Source organism: Chryseobacterium indologenes (genome assembly GCF_001295265.1).
GTDB classification, from domain to species: domain Bacteria; phylum Bacteroidota; class Bacteroidia; order Flavobacteriales; family Weeksellaceae; genus Chryseobacterium; species Chryseobacterium indologenes_A.
In genome coordinates this window covers 189,832-208,756 of sequence record NZ_LJOD01000001.1, presented here as the reverse complement: position 1 = coordinate 208,756, position 18,925 = coordinate 189,832, and the positions used below count along the sequence as shown (strand labels likewise).

Genomic DNA, 18,925 nt, shown 5'->3' with positions numbered 1-18,925 from the left:
TCACCATAATCCATAAACAATGAATTTCAACAAAATAACCAATAAAGTATTCATCATCACGGGCGTAATACTAGCGGGAAATACCTATGCACAGTCCTACAGGAAAACAGATTCCGGATTAAGCTTTTCCGCAGGAAATATGGCTGTTGAAATAAAATTGTATGGAGAAAATACAGTTAGGGTTATTAAATATCCCGCAGACAGATTATTTGTCAAAAATAGTCTGTCGGTCATTAAACAGGAGCAGAAAATCAAATTCTCAGTTTCAGAAAAAAATAATGTTATTTCATTAAAAACAAATGACCTTCTGCTTTCCATTAATACTAAAAATGGAGCGATCACTTATACATTGCCATCCGGAAAAGAGCTTTTGAAAGAAACCGCAAATGATTTCAAACCATTTAATGATGCCGGAACGCAGACCTATTCTGTAAGACAGGATTTTCAGCTTGAAAAAGGCGAACCTATTTACGGACTGGGGATTCTGCAAAACGGGAAAATGTCCCAGCGGAATATTGATATAAAAATGATTCAGAATAATACCTGGGATTTTGTACCTTTTTTTCAGTCTGTAAAAGGATATGGCATCTTTTGGGACAACTATTCACCGACACAATTTACGGATACACCTCAGAAAACCTCCTTCTCATCTGAAGTGGGAGACGGTATTGATTATTATTTTATCTACGGTAAAAATGCAGATGGAGTAGTTGCCGGTATGCGTGATCTTACAGGATCTGTCCCCATGCTTCCTTTATGGACATATGGCTACTGGCAAAGCAAAGAACGTTATAAAAGCCAGAATGAGCTGACAGAGGTGGTTAAAAAATACCGTGACCTGAAAGTTCCTTTAGACGGAATCATACAGGATTGGCAATACTGGGGAAATAATTACCAGTGGAACGCCATGGATTTCATCAGTCCCGATTTTCCGGATGCTAAAAAAATGATACAGGAGATCCATGGCTTGAATGCCCATCTTTCGGTTTCCATCTGGTCGTCATTCGGGCCAATGACCAAGCAGTACCGTGAAATGGATTCAAAAGGTATGCTTTTCAATATCAGCACGTGGCCTGAATCAGGCCGTGATGTCTGGCCTCCGGATATGAATTATCCTTCAGGTGTCCGTGTTTATGATGCGTACAATCCTGAAGCCAGAAATATATACTGGAAATACTTAAACAAAGGTATTTTCAGTCTGGGAGTGGATTCCTGGTGGATGGACTCAACAGAACCCGATCATCTCAGCCAGAAAGCGGAAGATCTGGACACTAAAACCTACCTTGGCTCATTCAGAAAAGTAAGAAATGCTTATCCGCTGATGACAGTAGGCGGTGTTTATGACCATCAGCGTGAAACCACCAATGATAAAAGGGTTTTTATCTTAACAAGGTCAGCGTTTGCTGGCCAGCAGAGATATGCAGCCAATACATGGTCCGGAGATGTCAATTCTTCCTGGGAGTCATTGCGAAATCAGGTACCGGCAGGATTGAATTTCAGCCTTACCGGAAATCCTAATTTCAACTCTGACATAGGCGGTTTCTTTGCCGGTTTTTATAAAAGAAATGGAGGCTCAAATAATCCAATGTTCCAGGAATTGTATGTCCGATGGCTGCAATACGGAACCTTTACTCCGATGATGCGTTCACATGGAACCGATGTTGCGAGAGAAATTTATCAGTTTGGGAATAAAGGAGACGTTGTTTATGATGCGATAGGAAAATTCATCAGGCTGCGTTACAGTATGTTACCGTATATCTATTCTGTTTCCCATGATGTTTCAAAAAATGGGTCAAGCTTTATGAGAGCCCTTTCCATGGACTTTCCTTCAGACAGAAAAACATGGGATATGAATAACGAATATCTTTTTGGAAAATCATTGCTGGTGGTGCCGGTTCTCAATGCCCAATATACCCCTGAAAAGACAGTTAAAACCAATGAAAATGAAGGCTGGAATGAAACCGGAAGCAATAAAGATAATTCAGTTTCAAATATAGATTTTACCCAAAACAAAAGCGTGAAAGTTTACCTTCCGGAAGGAGCAGATTGGTTTGATTTCTGGACCAATGAAAAATACAGCGGAGGGAAGGAAATTCAGAAATCTGTTAATCTTCAGAGTATTCCTTTGTATGTAAAAGCAGGAAGCATCATTCCGTTGGGGCCTGATGTACAATATGCAACTGAAAAAAAATGGGACCATCTTACCATAAAAATTTATCCGGGAAGCGATACCAATTTCATTTTATATGAAGATGAATTCGATAATTATAATTACGAAAAAGGAGCCTATACAGAAATACCTTTTCACTGGAACGAAAAATCAAAAACCCTGACGATAAATGCCCGAAAAGGTAAATATAAAGGAATGATTGAGGCAAGAAGCTTTAATCTGATTCTCCCTGATGGCCGGCAGAAAACAGTGAGTTATTCCGGGGAAAAAACAGATATCCTTTTTAAATAAACTTAAAATATTGACTATAATTTATGTTTGTCTTTTGATGAATGAAGCTTAATAAATCGGTTTAAAATCATGTTGAAGAATACATTTTTAATGGCAGGAATTACCTTGTTTTCCTTTACTGCTTCCAAAGCCCGGTCAGTCGTCTCGCTGGAGAAGCTTGACTTAGGCATGGCAACTGAAGGGCACGGAAAGGCGGGAGTTAATTCACTTCTTATAAATTCATTTCACTCAAATAATAAGATTATAATATGAATCAACGAAACTTAAAATATAGTATACTTTTTTTTCTGTTGGCAGGGATTGGTATTTCTGCGCAGAATCCTATTATTCAGACCAGTTATACTGCAGACCCGGCACCAATGGTGTACAATGACAGGCTGTACGTGTATACCACACACGATGAAGACGATTCCACCTGGTTTACCATGAACGACTGGAAAGTGTATTCCACCAATGATATGGTCAACTGGACAGACCACGGAACAATTCTTTCGTATAAAGATTTCGACTGGGCAAAACGCGATGCCTGGGCCGCACAATGTGTAGAAAGAAACGGAAAGTTTTTTTTATACGTTCCGATGTGGTCTAAAACAAATAACAAAGGCGCTATAGGGGTTGCCGTTGGCGATAGTCCGCTTGGACCTTTTCATGATCCGCTGGGAAAACCTCTCGTTCAGAGCGAATGGGGAGATATTGATCCCACCGTTTTTGTGGATGATGACGGACAGGCTCATATGTATTGGGGAAATCCTAAATTAAAATACGTAAAGCTGAATGAAGATATGATCTCCTATTCCGGGAATATTACAGAAGTTCCGATGACCGAAGAGTCATTTGGAAAAAGGGACGGAAAACCTAACCCGGAAAGACCCACAAAATATGAGGAAGGCCCGTGGCTGTACAAAAGGAAAAGCCTGTATTATCTTTTCTGGCCGGGTGGTCCGCTTCCTGAATTCATAGGATATTCTACAGGTAAAACAGCACAGGGACCCTGGAAATATGGAGGAATTATCATGCCTACCGAAGGAAAATCATTCACCAATCACCCTGGTGTAATAGACTTTCGAGGAAAAACCTATTTCTTTTATCACAATGGTGCATTGCCAGGTGGAAGCGGGTTTACAAGATCAGTAAGTCTGGAAGAGCTTACATTCAATAAAGACGGTTCTATTTCGCCATTTAAAATGACTAACGGAATTACAAAAGCTATCGCAGCAGTTAATCCTTATTCGTTCAATCAGGCTGAAATGATTGCATGGTCGGAAAATGTAAAATCCTATCAGAATAAAGAGGCTGGTGTTTTCATCAAAGCCAAGAAAAATGGGGCGTATACCAGTGTAAAGAATGTAGATTTCCGGAAAAAAGGAGCTAGTTCTTTTTCTGCAAGAGTAGGAACTACCCATAACAGTGACGTCACAATGACCATTCATCTGGATGCTGTGAACGGACCGGTTGCCGCAACGGTAAAGGTTCCGATGACGGGTGGAGATGACCGTTGGGAAACAGTAAAAGTTCAGGTTACTGAAAACATTACCGGAATTCATGACCTGTATTTTGTATTCAATGGAAAAGCTTCAACAGATATTATGTACTTTGATTACTGGACCTTTCTTGAAAATAATGAGTTATGAGAAAAAAAGTTTTATATATCGTATTCAGCCTGTTCCTGATCAGCAAAAGCTTTGCACAGGTAGCAGAGATTTCAAGTCCGGACGGACACCTGAAGCTTCAAGTTTTTTCAGAAGAGGGAAAAGCATCGTATAATGTTATCCTTCAGGGAAAAACAATGCTTGAAAAATCCCCGCTGGGCCTGGTAACCAACGAGCCCGATTTTTCAAAGGATCTGAAATTTGTGGACAGCAAAAAGGATATCGTTTCTAAGAAATATACGAACAGAAAAATCAAAAAATCCAATATTGAGTATAACGCCAATACATTAGCCGTCCATTTCATCAATGCAGACCAGCATCAGATCAGCATCGAATTTCAGGTGAGTAACAATAATATTGTTTTCCGCTACAATATTCCACCAATGAAAGAACGGCTGAGCGTTGTGGTACAGTCAGAAACCACAGGGTACAGGTTCCCGTCACAGACGACTACTTTTCTTTCACCTATGATGAAGCCGATGACGGGATTTGCCCGCACAGCACCAAGTTATGAAAGTGGTTATAAAGCAGATGCTGAGCTGGGAATACCATCCGATTATGGATACGTTTTCCCTGGTCTTTTCCATATCGGAAATGAGGGGTGGGTATTGCTTTCCGAGACAGGAGTGAACAGTACGTATTGTGCTTCACACCTTGAAACCACAGCAGAAAAAAATCTTTACAAAGTAGCGTATCCGAATATTGCTGAAAATAACGGCTTCGGAAGTACCGGAGCAGCTGTTTCTCTTCCTGGAAAAACACCGTGGAGAACAATTACAGTGGGGAATTCTTTAAAACCTATTGTGGAGACCACGATTCCTTTTGATGTGGTAGATCCGATGTATGAGCCTTCACAAAATTATCAGTTCGGAAAATCTACCTGGAGCTGGATTCTTTGGCAGGATAACAGTATGAATTATGATGATCAGGTGAAATTCATAGACCTTGCTGCTGCACTGAAATATCAGTTTATTCTTATCGATGCGCTTTGGGATAAAAATATAGGTAAAGACCGCATGAAAGAGCTTATTCAATATGCAAAATCTAAAAATGTCGGGGTATTACTTTGGTATAATTCCAACGGAGCAGCCAATGACGCACCGATGGGACCTAGAAACAAAATGAATTCATCCGTTGAACGGAAAAAAGAAATGAAATGGCTGAAAGAAGCAGGTGTAAAAGGACTGAAAGTGGATTTCTTCGGAGGAGACAAACAGGAAACCATGCGTCTTTACGAAGAAATTCTTTCGGATGCCAATGATTTTGGACTAACCATTATTTTCCATGGAGCTACTTTACCGAGAGGCTGGGAAATAATGTACCCGAATTATGCAGGAAGCGAGGCCGTTCTTGCCTCAGAAATGCTCTATTTCTCAGAAGATGTACGGAAACAGGAAGCTTTTTTTGCCACACTTCATCCTTTCATCAGAAATACAGTGGGAAGTATGGAATTCGGAGGCACTTTCCTCAATACATATTTAACAGAATCCAACAGAGACAAAAATAAAAGGCATACCACGGACGGATTTCAGCTGGCTACAGCAGTCCTGTTTCAAAATCCTGTTCAGATGTTTGCTATAATGCCGAACAATCTTACCGATGCTCCGAAGTTTCAGCTGGATTTTATGAAAGAAGTTCCGACACTTTGGGATGAAACCATCTTCATAGACGGCTATCCCGGTAAATATACAGTGATTGCGAGAAAACAGGATGATCACTGGTATGCCGCTGGTGTGAATGCTGAAAAACAATCTAAAAAGGTGAAAATAAAGCTCCCGATGTTCGCCGGAAAAACCGTAAAACTTATCAATGATGATGCAAAAGGAAACACATCAGAGAAAGAAGTAAAAGTGAATGCAAAAGGTGATTTTACGATTGAAATTCAGCCGAACGGAGGATTTGTATTGAAAAACTAAGGATTGATCGGGTATTCAGAGAGTTTGAGAAAAAGAAAAACAGAAAAAATGCGCTTCATAAACCTATACATCTTTATCATTTCGGGATTTTTGGTTTCCTGCTCTTCCTCACAGAGTCTGGAAAAGCAGTCTTCCAAAGACCAATGGCTCACTACCTGGGCAACGGCTCCCCAATTGGTGGAACCTAAAAACCTTCCACCGGAACCGGGACTTTCGGGGAACACCATACGTCAGATTGTGCGTGTATCTGTGGGTGGGAAAAAATTGCGGTTACGTTTTTCCAACAGGTACTCTGCAGACAGCCTTGCAGTAAAAGCCGTTTCTATTGCAGTGCCGTCCGATAGCAGGAATGTGGATGCAGCTACCATCAGATCATTAACGTTTGAGAAGAAAAATAATTTTAAAATTGCTCCCGGATCTGATATTTATTCCGATGAAGTGAACTTTAACCTGAAGCCTAATTCGTTGCTGGCCATTACAATTTCCTACGCAAAAGTAACCCAATCTGTCACCGGGCATCCGGGTTCAAGAACAACCTCTTTTATTGTTAAAGGTGAGCAGGCCAATGCTGCAGTATTTAAAAATCCTGTAAAAACAGATCATTGGTATTCGCTTTTTAACATCGATGTAAAGACCGGTGAACCTTCGTATGCGGTGGCTATTATGGGGAATTCCATTACCGACGGAAGAGGATCGGGAACCAACAGGCAGAATCGCTGGCCGGATATTTTTTCGCAGCGGTTATTGGCTAATCCTTCTACCGGGAATGTAAGTGTCCTTAATTTCGGGATTGGAGGTAATTGTGTGGTGCGCGGTGGTTTAGGCCCTACGGCATTAGACCGTTTCGATTATAACATCCTCAATCAGCAGGGCGTAAAATGGCTGATCATTCTGGAAGGAGTGAATGATCTGGGAGGAACAAGAGATCCTGATGACGCTTCCAAAAGAACAGAAGAACTGATTGCCGCATATCAGGTGATGATTGATAAGGCACATGTTAACGGAATCAAAGTCTACGGAGCAACGATTCTTCCTTTCGGAAAGTCATTTTATGACAAACCTTTCCGTATCGAGGCCTGGAAAAAAGTAAACGACTGGATCAGGAACAGCGGAAAGTTTGATGCCGTCATCGATTTTGCAAAACAAATGCAAAGTGAAAATCCGGAAGTCATCTTAAACGATAGGCACGATCATGATTTTCTTCACCCTAATGAAGCCGGCTACAGAAGAATGGGAGAATTTGTGGATCTGAACTTATTTAAAAATTAAAATCAAAAAGATATAGTATGAATTTTACAAAAAACATTTCGTTGTTTCTTACGTTGTTGTTTATATTTTTTGTAAAAGCAGCCGAACCTTTTATTTCTTTTGCTAAGATAGAAAATTCGGTGGTATTGAAAGAGCACAATTCAGGTTTGATGCTGTTTTCAGACAGTGATTCGGACAAAGGAATTCTGCGCGCTGTTGCGAATCTTCAATTCGATTTTCAAAAAGTAACCGGTGTTCAGCCTCATCTTATTTCTCAAAACTCTGGCTTGAACGGAATGATCATCATTATTGGTGAAGCAGGTAAAAGCAAAACCCTTGATGATTTAATTCGGCAAAAAAAGCTGGATGGAAAAGCATTAGCAGGGAAAAAAGAAAAATATATCATTCAGAATGTCAGCAATCCTTTTCCGGGCGTTTCTGAAGCCATTGTGATTGCAGGAAGCGATAAAAGGGGAACGATTTACGGAATTTATGAAATGTCTCAGCAGATAGGTGTTTCACCATGGTATTACTGGGCTGACGTTCCGGTTGAGAAAAAAGATAATGTATACTTTAAAAAAGGAATTTACACAGAAGGCGAGCCCGCTGTAGAGTATCGCGGTATTTTCCTTAACGATGAAGAACCTTCGTTGGGAGGCTGGGCAAGAGCAACTTTTGGCGGAATTAATTCTAAATTTTACGAAAAAGTTTTTGAACTGATCCTGCGCCTTAAAGGAAACTATATCTGGCCGGCAATGTGGGGGAAAGCATTCTATGACGATGATGCTCTGAGCGGGCCTTTAGCAAATGAAATGGGTATTGTGATGGGAACTTCCCACCATGAGCCTATGGCTTTGGCACAAACCGACTGGCACAGGTATATCAAAAAAAATAACCTTCCGAATGTCTGGGATTATGCTAAAAATGCGGAGGTTTTACAAAAATTCTGGAAATCCGGACTCGAGAGAAGCAAAAACTGGGAAAAACTCATAACAGTGGGAATGCGTGGTGATGGTGACGAAGCGATGGGAGAGGGAACCAATATTTCCCTGCTGGAAAAAATTGTAAAAGATCAGCGTAAAATCATGGCTGATGTTACAGGTAAAAAAGCAGAGAAAACTCCTCAGGTCTGGGCATTGTATAAAGAAGTTCAGGACTATTATGATAAAGGAATGAGGGTTCCGGATGATGTGATCCTGCTGTTCTGTGATGATAACTGGGGAAATGTAAGAAAGCTTCCGGACCTCTCAAAACCTTTGCATAAAGGAGGCTATGGAATCTATTACCATTTTGATTATGTAGGTGGCCCGAGAAACTCCAAATGGATTAACATAAGTCCCATCCAGAGAGTATGGGAACAGATGAATCTTTCCTATGAACATAAAGTAGATAAGCTTTGGGTCGTGAATGTAGGAGATTTAAAACCTATGGAGTTTCCCATCAGTTTTTTCCTGGAAATGGCCTGGAATCCGAAGCAGTTTAATGCTAAAAACCTTTTGGAATATACTGAGAAATGGGCTGCTCAGCAGTTTGGTGCAAAACACACTACGGAAATTGCGAGGATGATTAATCTGTATGCCAAATACAACAGAAGAGTAACCCCTGAAACACTTGATAGTAAAACGTACAGCCTTGAAAATTACCATGAATTTGAAACGGTTTTAAATGATTACAGAGCATTGGCCGTAGAAGCTTTACGGTTAAAAGAGCAGATTCCGGCAGAATATCAGGATGCCTATTATCAGTTGGTTCTGTATCCGATTGATGCATGCAGTAATTTGTACGAAATGTATTATGCGGTGGCAAAAAACAGGGAACTGGCAGCGAAAAAAGATCCGGGAGCCAATTTCTACGCAGATAAAGTGAAGGCATGTTTTGAAAGAAACACTTATCTGGATAATCAATACAATAATGTGATTGCCGGTGGAAAATGGAAGCATATGATGGATCAGATGAGGATTGGATACAAAAGCTGGGCAGACGGAAAAGAAAATATAATGCCTGAAGTTACTTACATTTCTGATGCTGAGGTTCCCAAAGAAAAGATATTTCAAGAAAAAAATGGGTATGTTTCCATTGAGGCAGAAAATTTTGCAAGAATGAGCAAATCTGACCGGATCCATTGGGAAGTGATTCCTGATTTCGGAAAAACAAAATCCGGAGTGACAACCTTTCCACAGAATGCGTATCCTAAAAGCGATGAAAATATCTGGCTGGAATATGATATAAACTTCGAATCCAAAGGCGAGTTTGAAGTTCAATTATTATTAGCCCCTACTTTAAATTTTAACCACAATAAAGGCCTCCGCTATGAAATTTCTTTTGACAACGAAACTCCTCAAATTGTCAACTTCAATGGCCATTACAAAGGAGAATTGGGAAGATGGCAGTCTGAACATATTATTAAATCCGTTACAAAACATTCGGTTCCGCAGGCAGGAAAACATACGTTACGTTTCAGAGTACTCGAACCGGGCATTGTACTGGAAAAACTCCTGATTAATACCGGAGGCTTAAAACCTTCTTATCTGGGAGCTCCGCAAAGTGAAATGCTTCATTGAATGACCAAATAGTAATAGCAGGCAACTTTAATCATGAAACAATAATCTTAATCCTTGAATACAGTTCCAAAATAAAGAGCAGATAATTGGTAAACAACTTAATGCTCTTATTCCATACACCCAAAATCATAAAAATTAAAACCGGAACATTATGAAAAAACTTTTAAGCCTTTTTAGTATTTATTATATGTGCTTGTTGTTCAGTGGTATGCTGCAGGCCCAGCTTACTACGGTGAAAATTGACAAGAATATTACTTATCAGAAAATAAGAGGATTTGGTGGATTTGTCTGCAGTCCTCAGTTTGCCTATAATCATATGTCTACATCAGAGATTCAGACCCTTTGGGGGCCTTCCAGTGAAGGCGGGTATAATATTATGAGATTGTATATTCCCGAGAACAGCAGCAACTGGAGCTCAGTACTGGCTACAGCACAGCTTGCCAAATCTATGGGGCTTACCATTTTCGCCTCACCGTGGACAATGCCTGCAGCCTGGAAAACCAATAACCATGTCAATGCAGTGTATACTGATGCTAACGGAGTACAGCAGATCGGATATTTAAAACCGGAAAATTACCAGGATTATGCCCTTTATCTTAACAGCTTTGTGACCTATCTCCAGAACAATGGAGTAGATCTTGATTATATCTCCATTCAGAATGAACCGGATGAGATGGCCCAGTACCAGGGATGCATCTGGACACCGGCTCAAATTACCACATTTGTAAAAAATTATGGACATCTAATCAACTGTAAGGTTATTGCTCCGGAAAGCGTGGGATTTACGGATAATTTCGCCAGCGCTATGCTGGATCCTGCGGCAATGGCCAATTTTGAAGTGTATGGAGGACATCAGTATGGTCTTATCCAGTCTGTGTACAAGCAATTCCAGAATTACAACAAAGAACTCTGGCAGACAGAATATCTGATCAACTGGAATTCTTCATCTTCCCAGCCTGCCCGTGATTTCAGCTGGAATGCCGATGCATTTAATTTTGCCGGTAGTGTCAACAATGCGTTATTGGGAAATATCAATGCCTGGATTCATTACTCAGCCAAACGGTATTACGGTTTAATGGGGGACGGAACTTATGGAACTCCCGCAGGTGTCATGACCAAAAGAGGCTATATCCTTTCACATTATGCCAAATATACAACAGGAAAAACGAGAATAGAGGCAATATGGGATGATAAAAGCGGAGTTTTACAAGGCTCCTCCTATATTTCCCAGGATGAAAATCAGGTTGTACTTATGGTCATTAATTCTTCTCAGAATGCCTATAGCTTAAAGGTTGATCTCCCTTTTTACACTACTTCAGGTACAAAAGTCCTTACCAATGCACAATCCAATATGGTCAGCACACCGGTTTCTTTCAGTTCACCAACATTCCGGCCTGTTGCTGATATCAGTCCTTCCAGTATCATGACCTTTGTTTTTAATAAAAGTGGTGACCGACCTGCTTCTCTGATGACAGGTGGTGATATTCATTACAATAAAATTGAAACCCAGACAGCTACCAGTACAGCATTTGGCACAGGATTCAATATCAGCAATACCACCGTAACGTTCTCCAATCCAAGCCCTCTCATCAGTAATAATATGAATCAGGCTAACGGATATCTTCAGCTTAACGACAGATACAATAAGCTGATTCTGCATGTAAACAGTTATACTACAGCGGGACAAAGCTATTCGGACAATACAACTTTATACTATATCAATAGTCAGGGGATAACGAAATCTTATAATTATGGCAGAATCAATTTTCCCCAGGGAGGAAATTTTGATATGACATTCGATATTTCAAGACAGGTGCTTACAGACGGATGCAAAGGAATTTTAGGATTGAGGAATTCCAATTACAGTTCTGTACTGACCCTGAATCTCGGAGATGTTTATTTCAATGTAGGAAATGAAAATGCATCAAAATTCGGGGGAACCTATTCCGCAAGTGACAGCTATCTGATGGATGCCCTGGAAAACGGCTATTATACCTCTGTAGACTTTAGAAATGCTGCCGGCATTACCCCTTCTAATAACTGGCAGCCTATGAGCGCCAATACTAACAGTATTTATTACATCAATTCAAATATAAATTCATCGGCCAGTAATGTGATCTCAGGAACTGCATGTTCAAATCTTGTCCTTTCCGGTCAGGGGATGGATTTTCAGGTGCCTTTCAATTTTACAGCCGGTAACGCTTCTTACAGCCGTACATTCAATGGTTATGATGTGCTGATCCTGCCATTTCAGGCTAATATACCGTCAGGAGTTACTGCTTATCTGATGTCTGCCGGACCCAACAGCATCAGCTGTAACGCAATTTCAAACGGAACCATTCCTGCGAATACCCCGGTACTCATCAATGCTACAGGGAACATTACTTTCAACGGTTCGGGTAATGTTTCCACCCCCAAAGCAATCACTGTTGGCCAGATGAACGGAGTTTATCAGAGCATCAAAGTTCCTGCCGGAGGCTACATCCTCAAAACCGAAAACGGAGTAACAGGCTTTTATAAAGTAACTGCCGGAAGTGAGCCTGTAATTACCTCTTTCAAAGCTTATCTTTCAGAAGAAAATGCATATTTTGCCAGTGTTCTTCCTTTAAACTTTGGATCGTTAAGCGCCAGGAATATTCTTGTTGAGACGAAAAAAGAGCAGGTTAAAATATATCCGAATCCATTAAAAGCAGATCTTTTTATCGATTGTGATTTTTCAGAAGCCTCTGTGGCCATTTTTGATGGAAAAGGAAGTGTCATTGCATCCGGCCTGAAGATAAATTCAGGGAAAAACCATATTAATGTGGCAGACTTTCCGGCCGGAATTTACTTCGTTGAGGTTACTTATAAAAATAATACAGTACTAAAGCAAAAATTTGTCAAAGAATAAAATTAAATATAAAGCCATCGTAAAATATGGGTTATGATGGCTTTCGCTTATTTAAATAATCATGATTTTATAAAATAAATTTTAATGGCTACAAAAAACAGAATATTCTCCATTGCTATTTCTCTCAGTGCTGCTTTCTTTTCGGCGCAGAATAATGCCATCCGGACCTATCATCTTGATCTGAAAGAAAACCCTGCCAATATTAAAATACAGCCCACCATGTATGGGATTTTCTTTGAAGATATCAATTTTGCAGCAGACGGAGGAATATATGCTGAACTGATTAAAAACCGGAGTTTTGAATTTGATGAACCCTTTACAGGATGGAAACAACCCCATACAAAAACGCTTTCCCAAAATCTTGATTCCGGATTTCTGACCTTTTATTCCGACCCTGCCAAAACCAATAAAAATTATGCACGAATTACTGTTCTGAATGATAAAAATTATATTCTGGAAAATGAAGGATTCAGGGGAATCGGTCTTCATCTGGGAGAACAGTATGATTTCAGTTTTGATCTGGAAAATGTTTCAGGAAATATTGCAGCGGTAAATGCGAGGCTTGTTGATGAAAACGGAAAAGAAATCTCTTCTGTTTCCACAATCATAAGAAAGAAAGGATGGCAAAAATACAATACTGTTTTACAATCTCCACGAACGGTTGAAAAAGCGAGACTGCAGATTACGTTTACAGGAAACGGCGTTGTGAATATGGATATGATCTCACTTTTTCCTCAGGATACCTGGAAAGGCAGAAAAGGAGGATTACGCAAAGATCTGGTGCAAAAACTATACGATTTACAGCCGGGATTCTTACGGTTTCCGGGAGGATGCATTGTTGAAGGAAGAACGCTGGCAGAAAGATATCAGTGGAAAAAAACAGTGGGAAATGTGGCTGACCGTGGATACCTCATCAACAAATGGAGCACAGGATTTCCGCACAGACTTACACCGGATTACGGACAGTCTTTCGGGTTAGGATTTTTTGAATATTTCCAGCTTTCCGAAGATCTGGGTGCAGAACCTGTTCCTATTCTAAGTTGCGGAATGGCATGCCAGTTCAATACGGCAGAACTCGTTAAAATGGAAGACCTTGATCCGTACGTTCAGGATGCCCTGGACCTGATTGAGTTTGCCAACGGAGATTCAGCAACAACAAAATGGGGGAAGCTTCGCGCTGATATGGGACACGCCAAACCTTTCAATTTAAAATTTATCGGAGTAGGAAATGAGCAGTGGGGAGCGGATTATATCGAACGTTATAAAGTGTTTGAAAAAGCTATCCATGCAAAATATCCTGACATTAAGATCATCTCAGGAAGCGGGCCGTCACCTGATGGCGAATTCTTTGAATATGGCTGGAAAGAGCTGAAACAGCTTAATGCACAGATTGTAGACGAGCATTATTACAATTCACCCGACTGGTTTATGAAAAATGCTGCAAGATATGACCACTACGACCGTTCCGGACCAAAAGTTTTTGCCGGGGAGTATGCAGCCCAGTCTGTAGGTGTGGTGAAGCCTGATAATAAAAATAACTGGCTGACAGCACTTTCAGAAGCCGCTTTCATGACCGGGCTTGAAAGAAATGCAGATGTTGTTTACATGACTTCTTATGCACCACTTTTTGCCCACGCTGAAGGCTGGCAATGGACACCTGACCTTATCTGGTTCAATAACCTGAAATCCTATGCCACTCCTAATTATTATGTTCAGAAATTATTCTCCAATAATAGAGGAACAGATTTACTGACAATAGAAAATAAAGGAAAAGCTCTTTCAGGACAGGAAAATTTATTTGCTACGGCAGTCAAGGATATAAATAAGAATGAAATCATTATTAAAATTGTCAATACTGATTTACAGGCTAAAAAAATCAGTATTAATCCTGTAAATATGAAGGTTGGCAAAAAATTTACCCAGATATTTCTGTCTGCACCACAGCTTTCCAGTGAAAATAATTTCACTGCCGAACCTGTGAAACCTAAAGAAGAGACTTCTGCCTTCAAAAATGGGAAAATCTCCACTGAAATTCCTGCCAATTCTTTAGTGATTTTAAAGCTTAATTTACTTTAATTGTCTGTAAATTAGTATATTATGAAAAATAAGTGTATTTTTTACATTTATTTAAAATAGAATCTTATATTTGTTTTTATCTCATCAGGAGAAATTAATCTCAATAATCAAAAACGTTTCATCACCATGAAAAAATATGTTATCGGGCTGGATTATGGTACAGATTCTGTGCGGGCCGTACTTATCGATACTGAAAACGGATCCGAAATAACTTCTTCGGTCAGTTATTACCAGAGATGGAAAGAAGGCAGATATTGTAATCCCTCAGCTAACAGTTTCAGGCAGCATCCTTCAGATCATATTGAAGGTCTGGAGAAAACCATTTCAGAAGTAGTAAGAGAAAGTGGGATACCAGCAGAGCAGATCGTTAGTATTTGTATTGATACTACAGGCTCTTCACCGTTACCAGTAACCAATGATGGAACAGCCCTGGCCTTGCTTCCGGGATTTGAAGAGAATCCCAATGCCATGATGGTTTTATGGAAAGACCATACCGCTATCCGGGAGGCTGAAGAAATCAACACCCTTGCAAGAACCTGGGGTGGGGAAGATTATACAAAATATGAAGGCGGTATTTATTCATCAGAATGGTTTTGGGCCAAAATATTACACATCACCAGAGTGGATGAAGCGGTAAAAAATGCTGCTTATACCTGGATGGAGCACTGTGATTATCTGACCTATCTTTTATCAGATCATCAGGACTTGTCCACTTTCAAAAGAAGCCGCTGTGCAGCCGGTCATAAAGCCATGTGGCATGAATCATGGAATGGCCTGCCTTCTGAAGAATTTCTCAACAGGCTAGATCCTTCACTGGGAGAGCTTAGAGCAAAATTATATAAAGAAACTTATACTTCTGATGAAATTGCCGGCTATCTGAATGAAGAATGGGCCGCAAAAACCGGTCTTACAACCCAAACCATTATTACGGTAGGGACTTTTGATGCCCATTCAGGCGCAGTAGGAGCCAGGGTGGAAGAAAATACACTGATCAGGATCATGGGAACTTCTACCTGCGATATTATGGTGGCCTCACAAGAAGCTATTGAAGGTACAACCGTAAAAGGAATCTGCGGGCAGGTTGACGGCTCCGTAATTCCCGGACTGATAGGTCTTGAAGCAGGACAGTCTGCTTTTGGAGATGTGCTGGCATGGTATAAAGATATCCTCATGTGGCCGGTTCAACAGATTATGATGCATTCCGGAAGTATTTCAGAAGAGCAGAAGATCAGGCTGGCAGATGAAATGGAGGCAGAGCTTATCAGAAAACTAACCCTTGAAGCAGAAAAAATTCCTCTTTCAGATAGCGTTCCGATTGCATTGGACTGGGTAAACGGAAGAAGGACACCGGATGCAGACCAGGAACTTAAAGCAGCGGTCAGCCATCTTTCTTTAGGAACAAAAGCACCTCATATTTTCAAGGCTTTGGTCAATGCCATTTGCTTCGGAGCTAAAAAGATCGTTGACCGTTTTGAAGAGGAAGGTGTGAAAATCAATAAAGTGATCGGAATCGGAGGAGTAGCAAGGAAATCACCGTTTATCATGCAGACACTCGCTAATGTTCTGGATATGCCGATTGCAGTAGCAGCTTCAGACCAGACGCCAGCATTGGGTGCTGCTGTTTATGCGGCCGTATCAGCAGGAATTTATCCTACCGTACAGGAAGCCAGCATGAAAATGGGCTCCGGATTTGAAGCGGAATACCAACCCAAAGCCGAAGAAGTGCAGCACTACGGAGAATTAATGCAGCAATACCAGAAGCTCGCTGATTTTGTAGAATACAATACCAAACTGAAAAACAACAGAAAAGAACTTCAGAATTCCTGATTTTTCATTTTAACCTTTTGAATGATACTCAAAATGAATACCTATAAAGAACTCCAAAGAGAATGTTACGAAGCGAATATGCAGCTGGATGCCCTGAAGCTGGTGGTCTATACCTTTGGGAATGTAAGTGCTGTAGACCGTGATAAAGGCATTTTTGCCATTAAGCCAAGCGGTGTTCCCTATGACATTTTAAAGCCGGAAGACATGGTGATTTTAGACTTTGATGCCAATGTCATTGAAGGCCGGCTCAGACCCTCTTCCGATACCAAGACCCATGCTTACCTGTATAAAAACTGGGAAAATATCGGCGGGATTTCCCACACTCATGCGATCTATTCTGTAGCGTGGGCACAGGCACAGATGGATATTCCTGTTTTCGGAACCACCCATGCAGACCATCTCACGACAGATATTCCCTGCGCTCCACCCATGCGGGATGAGCTGATCCAGGGAAATTATGAATACAATACAGGAATCCAGATTCTCGAATGCTTTAAAGAAAAGCAGCTCTCCCCGGAAGAAGTAGAAATGGTTCTGATTGGCAATCACGGCCCGTTTACCTGGGGTAAAAATGCAGAAAAAGCAGTCTACAACAGTAAAGTGCTGGAAACCATTGCCGAAATGGCTTATCTCACAAGACAGATCAATCCTGATGCAGAACGTCTGAAAGACTCTCTCATCAAAAAACACTATGAACGTAAGCACGGCAAGAATGCCTATTACGGACAGGAATTTAAACACTAAACATTTCAAAACAAACAACTATTAACGATCAGAAAATTATGTTAACACCTCTCAATACCAAAGAAATCTGGTTCATCACAGGAAGTCAGCATTTATATGGACCTGAAACATTGGCTCAGGTAGCAGACCACTCAAAAAAAATTGGGGAAGAACTTGAAAAATCTTCTTTCATCCCGGTAAAAATTATTGTAACGCCAACAGTAAAAACTACCGAAGAGATATTTGAAACCATTGCAGCCGCCAATCATGCAGAAAACTGTATAGGGGTAATCACATGGATGCACACCTTTTCACCCGCTAAAATGTGGATCAGAGGATTAAAAATTTTACAGAAACCTCTTCTGCATCTGCATACGCAATTCAACAGAGATATTCCGTGGTCTGCCATGGATATGGACTTTATGAATCTTAACCAGGCCGCTCACGGGGACCGTGAATTTGGTTTTATGGTAAGCCGGTTGCGGAAGAACAGAAAAGTGGTGGTAGGGCACTGGTCAGAAGAAAGGGTTCAGAAGCAGATCGGTGACTGGAGCCGTGTTGCTGCCGGATGGGATGACTGGCAGGGAGCTAAATTTGCACGCTTTGGAGATAATATGAGATTTGTAGCCGTTACAGAAGGAGATAAAGTGGAAGCTGAAACACAGTTCGGTTTTTCAGTCAATACCTGGGGAATCGGTGATCTTGTAGGCGTTATCAATTCTGTAAGTGAGGGAGAAATAAAAAGCCTTATGGAAGAATATGAATCTTCTTATCACATGGCAGCTTCTCTTTTGGAAGGAGGAGCCAACAGAAGTTCGCTGCACACCGCTGCAAAAATTGAATTGGGCCTTGAGAAGTTTTTAAAAGACGGTGGATTTAAAGGATTCTCTGATACTTTTGAAGATCTTCACGGCCTGGAACAGCTGCCTGGAATTGCCGTACAGCGCCTGATGCAGAAAGGATACGGATTTGCAGGCGAAGGAGACTGGAAAACCGCAGCACTCGTACGTGCCATGAAAACAATGGGGCAGGGCCTTGAAGGTGGAAACGCCTTTATGGAAGATTATACCTATCATTTAGACCCTTCCAATCCTTCTGTTTTAGGCTCTCATATGCTGGAAGTAGATCCTGTGCTGGCTGCCGGGAAACCTTCATGTGAGATCCATCCCCTGGGAATCGGAGGAAAAGCAGATCCGGTTCGCCTTGTTTTTAACTCCAGAGGAAACATTGATTCCCTGAACGCTGCCCTGATGGATTTTGGAAACCATTTCAGACTACTCATCAACAAAACCAGAGCATTGCAAATCACAGAAGAGCTGCCAAAGCTTCCGGTAGCAAGAGTTTTATGGAAACCTCTTCCTGATTTATATACGGCCGCAGAAGCCTGGATACTGGCAGGAGGTGCACACCATACATGTTACAGTGAAAATATTTCAGCAGAACAGCTGGAAGATTTTGCTGAGATAGCAGGAATTGAATCATTAGTCATTGATGAAGATACCAGAATGCGTGATTTTAAAAATACACTTCGTTGGAATGAAATGTATTATCGTTAAATAATATTAAAAAATATG

Annotated in this window: 10 protein-coding genes; all 10 read left to right on the top strand. The window is 40.8% G+C overall.

All coding sequences use genetic code 11. The annotated features are described in order from the left end of the window. The first annotated feature begins 19 nt into the window (after positions 1 to 19). The 10 genes from AOB46_RS00885 (at position 20) to araA (ending at position 18,907) form a co-directional block, all read left to right on the top strand. Entirely contained in the window at positions 20 to 2,461 is a 2,442-nt protein-coding gene (locus AOB46_RS00885) for a TIM-barrel domain-containing protein (RefSeq protein WP_062696164.1), read from the top strand. A gap of 248 nt (positions 2,462 to 2,709) precedes the next feature. Beyond that, entirely contained in the window at positions 2,710 to 4,092 is a 1,383-nt protein-coding gene (locus AOB46_RS00875) for a glycoside hydrolase family 43 protein (protein ID WP_062696162.1), read from the top strand. Next, positions 4,089 to 6,026 carry a glycoside hydrolase family 97 protein gene (locus AOB46_RS00870; RefSeq protein WP_062696161.1) on the top strand — a complete coding sequence of 646 codons (1,938 nt, stop codon included), beginning with the start codon at positions 4,089 to 4,091 and terminating at the stop codon, positions 6,024 to 6,026. Before AOB46_RS00875 ends, AOB46_RS00870 begins: the two co-directional genes overlap by 4 nt. Positions 6,027 to 6,074: 48 nt before the next feature. Beyond that, on the top strand, positions 6,075 to 7,295 hold the full coding sequence (locus AOB46_RS00865; RefSeq protein ID WP_062696765.1) for an SGNH/GDSL hydrolase family protein: 1,221 nt from the start codon (positions 6,075 to 6,077) through the stop codon (positions 7,293 to 7,295). A gap of 17 nt (positions 7,296 to 7,312) precedes the next feature. Next, positions 7,313 to 9,835, top strand: coding sequence for a glycosyl hydrolase 115 family protein (locus tag AOB46_RS00860; RefSeq protein WP_062696160.1), 2,523 nt, complete (start codon positions 7,313 to 7,315; stop codon positions 9,833 to 9,835). 151 nt (positions 9,836 to 9,986) lie between these two features. After that, positions 9,987 to 12,725 carry a T9SS type A sorting domain-containing protein gene (locus AOB46_RS00855; RefSeq protein WP_062696159.1) on the top strand — a complete coding sequence of 913 codons (2,739 nt, stop codon included), beginning with the start codon at positions 9,987 to 9,989 and terminating at the stop codon, positions 12,723 to 12,725. 84 nt (positions 12,726 to 12,809) lie between these two features. Then, positions 12,810 to 14,801, top strand: coding sequence for an alpha-L-arabinofuranosidase C-terminal domain-containing protein (locus AOB46_RS00850; protein WP_062696158.1), 1,992 nt, complete (start codon positions 12,810 to 12,812; stop codon positions 14,799 to 14,801). Between the two features lie 126 nt (positions 14,802 to 14,927). Then, positions 14,928 to 16,628: a ribulokinase gene (locus AOB46_RS00845; protein WP_062696157.1), complete on the top strand. Its 1,701-nt coding sequence runs from the start codon at positions 14,928 to 14,930 to the stop codon at positions 16,626 to 16,628. Between the two features lie 33 nt (positions 16,629 to 16,661). Beyond that, positions 16,662 to 17,372: an L-ribulose-5-phosphate 4-epimerase gene (locus tag AOB46_RS00840; protein ID WP_062696156.1), complete on the top strand. Its 711-nt coding sequence runs from the start codon at positions 16,662 to 16,664 to the stop codon at positions 17,370 to 17,372. A 38-nt stretch (positions 17,373 to 17,410) separates the two neighbouring features. Continuing rightward, a complete protein-coding gene (araA, locus tag AOB46_RS00835; protein ID WP_062696155.1) occupies positions 17,411 to 18,907 on the top strand; it encodes an L-arabinose isomerase in 1,497 nt (498 codons plus the stop codon). Positions 18,908 to 18,925 lie beyond the last annotated feature (18 nt).

What these genes read in the sequence shown, in the direction of transcription:
- AOB46_RS00865 (WP_062696765.1), top strand. Translation starts at nt 6,075, where the DNA reads ATGCGCTTCATAAACCTATACATCTTTATCATTTCGGGATTTTTGGTT.
- AOB46_RS00840 (WP_062696156.1), top strand. Translation starts at nt 16,662, where the DNA reads ATGAATACCTATAAAGAACTCCAAAGAGAATGTTACGAAGCGAATATG.
- AOB46_RS00850 (WP_062696158.1), top strand. Translation starts at nt 12,810, where the DNA reads ATGGCTACAAAAAACAGAATATTCTCCATTGCTATTTCTCTCAGTGCT.
- AOB46_RS00860 (WP_062696160.1), top strand. Translation starts at nt 7,313, where the DNA reads ATGAATTTTACAAAAAACATTTCGTTGTTTCTTACGTTGTTGTTTATA.
- AOB46_RS00845 (WP_062696157.1), top strand. Translation starts at nt 14,928, where the DNA reads ATGAAAAAATATGTTATCGGGCTGGATTATGGTACAGATTCTGTGCGG.
- araA (WP_062696155.1), top strand. Translation starts at nt 17,411, where the DNA reads ATGTTAACACCTCTCAATACCAAAGAAATCTGGTTCATCACAGGAAGT.
- AOB46_RS00875 (WP_062696162.1), top strand. Translation starts at nt 2,710, where the DNA reads ATGAATCAACGAAACTTAAAATATAGTATACTTTTTTTTCTGTTGGCA.
- AOB46_RS00855 (WP_062696159.1), top strand. Translation starts at nt 9,987, where the DNA reads ATGAAAAAACTTTTAAGCCTTTTTAGTATTTATTATATGTGCTTGTTG.
- AOB46_RS00885 (WP_062696164.1), top strand. Translation starts at nt 20, where the DNA reads ATGAATTTCAACAAAATAACCAATAAAGTATTCATCATCACGGGCGTA.
- AOB46_RS00870 (WP_062696161.1), top strand. Translation starts at nt 4,089, where the DNA reads ATGAGAAAAAAAGTTTTATATATCGTATTCAGCCTGTTCCTGATCAGC.